Here is a 1,907-nt window from a genome sequence, read left to right on the forward strand (position 1 = left end):
TCGGCCGGGGCCTTTTCGGTGGCGTCATTGCCGTCGATGACGATCTTGCCGCCGGAGACGTCCTCCAGCCCGGCGATGAGGCGCAGAAGCGTGGACTTGCCGCAGCCCGACGGGCCGACGAAGACGACGAACTCGCCGTCGTTGATATCAAGATCGATCGACGGGATGACTTTCGCCTCACCGAAGAGCTTGGACACGTTCTGAAGGGAAATGCTGCCCATGTTTGTCGTTCCTTATTTCACGGCGCCAAAGGTCAGGCCACGCACGAGTTGTTTCTGCGAGAACCAGCCGATGACGAGAATGGGGGCGATCGCCATCATCGAGGCGGCCGAGAGTTTTGCCCAGAACAGCCCCTGTGGGCTCGAGAAGGAGGCGATGAAGGCCGTCAGCGGGGCTGCATTGGTGGTCGTCAGCCGGATGGTCCAGAAGGCTTCGTTCCAGGCAAGGATGACGTTTAAGAGCAGCGTCGAGGCAATGCCCGGCACCGCCATTGGTGTGAGCACATGCACGATCTCATTCCACAGGGATGCGCCATCCATGCGGGCTGCCTCGAGGATCTCACCGGGGATTTCCCGGAAGTAGGTGTAGAGCATCCAGATGACGATCGGCAGGTTGATGAAGGTGAGCATGATGGTGAGGCCAATGCGGGTATCGAGCAGGCCGGCATTGCGGAAGAGCAGATAGATCGGCACCAGCACGGCGACGGCCGGCATCATCTTGGTGGAGAGCATCCACATCAAGATGTCCTTGGTGCGTTTGGTCGGCGAGAACGCCATGGCCCAGGCGGCGGGAATGGCGATGATCAGCGCGATGATCGTCGAGCCGAGCGACAGCACCACCGAGTTCATGAACGGCTTGAAGTAATCGCGCTGGGTCTGGACCGTCACGTAATTCTCAAGCGTGCCCGAGGGAATGAGGCTGAAGCCGGCGATTGCCTCCGGCTCGGTCTTGAGCGAGGTGAGGAAGGCATAGAGGATCGGGAAGAACAGCAGCAACGCCACGGCCCAGGCCGCGATGGAAAAGCCGATCTTCGCACGTGTGGTTGTCTTGCGGGCCATGATGTTTCCCCTTTACCGGTCGAGGTTCTTGCCGACGGCGCGCATCAGGAAGATGGCGACGATATTGGCGAGGATGACGGCGATGATGCCGCCGGCCGAAGCGCCGCCGACGTCGTACCCCAGAAGTGCGGTGCGATAGATGAGGAAGGCGAGGTTGGTGGAGGCATAACCCGGTCCGCCATTGGTGGTGACGAGGATTTCCGCGTAGACGCCAAGCAGGAAGATCGTCTGGATGAGAATGACGACGGTGATGGCGCGCGACAGATGCGGCAGGGTCAGATGGATGAAGCGGTTGACGAAGTTGGCGCCATCCATCTCGGCGGCTTCCTTCTGCTCGCCATCGAGCGACTGCAGCGCGGTGAGCAGGATCAGCGTCGCAAAGGGCAGCCATTGCCAGGCGACGATGATGATGATGGAGAGCAGCGGAAACTGCGCAAACCAGTCGACCGGCTGCAGGCCGAAGAAGCGCGACAGATCGGCGAGCACGCCGTAACCGGGATGCATGATCATGTTCTTCCACACCAATGCGGCCACCGGCGGCATGACGAAGAAGGGCGAGATGATCATGATGCGCACGATGCCCTGGCCGAAAATGTCATTGTCGAGCAGAAGCGCAATGGCGATGCCGCCGATGACGGTGATCGCAAGCACGCCGCCGACGATCAGCAACGTGTTCCAGATCGACTGGAAGAAGGCCGGGTCGGTGTAGAAATACTGGTAATTGAACAGGCCCGCAAAGCTGACATTGGCCGGGTTGAGGAGATTGTAGTTCTGGAACGAGAACCACAGCGTCATCGCCAGGGGCACGATCATCCATACCAGCAATAACAGCACCGATGGCGCAAGCAT

3 protein-coding genes are annotated in these 1,907 nt (G+C 60.0%); all 3 read right to left on the reverse strand.

Annotated features, from left to right (window positions below; all coding sequences use genetic code 11):
* Positions 1–221: ATP-binding cassette domain-containing protein (locus M0412_RS26385; protein WP_371338348.1), on the reverse strand; the 221-nt coding region annotated here is incomplete at its 3' end.
* Between the two features lie 12 nt (positions 222–233).
* Positions 234–1,058 carry a carbohydrate ABC transporter permease gene (locus M0412_RS26390; protein ID WP_269699515.1) on the reverse strand — a complete coding sequence of 275 codons (825 nt, stop codon included), beginning with the start codon at positions 1,056–1,058 and terminating at the stop codon, positions 234–236.
* 12 nt (positions 1,059–1,070) lie between these two features.
* Positions 1,071–1,907 (reverse strand): carbohydrate ABC transporter permease (locus M0412_RS26395; protein ID WP_371338349.1); only part of this gene is annotated, 837 nt, incomplete at its 5' end.

The sequence above is a fragment of the Agrobacterium sp. O3.4 genome, from assembly GCF_041414895.1.
Taxonomy (GTDB): Bacteria; Pseudomonadota; Alphaproteobacteria; order Rhizobiales; family Rhizobiaceae; genus Agrobacterium; species Agrobacterium cucumeris.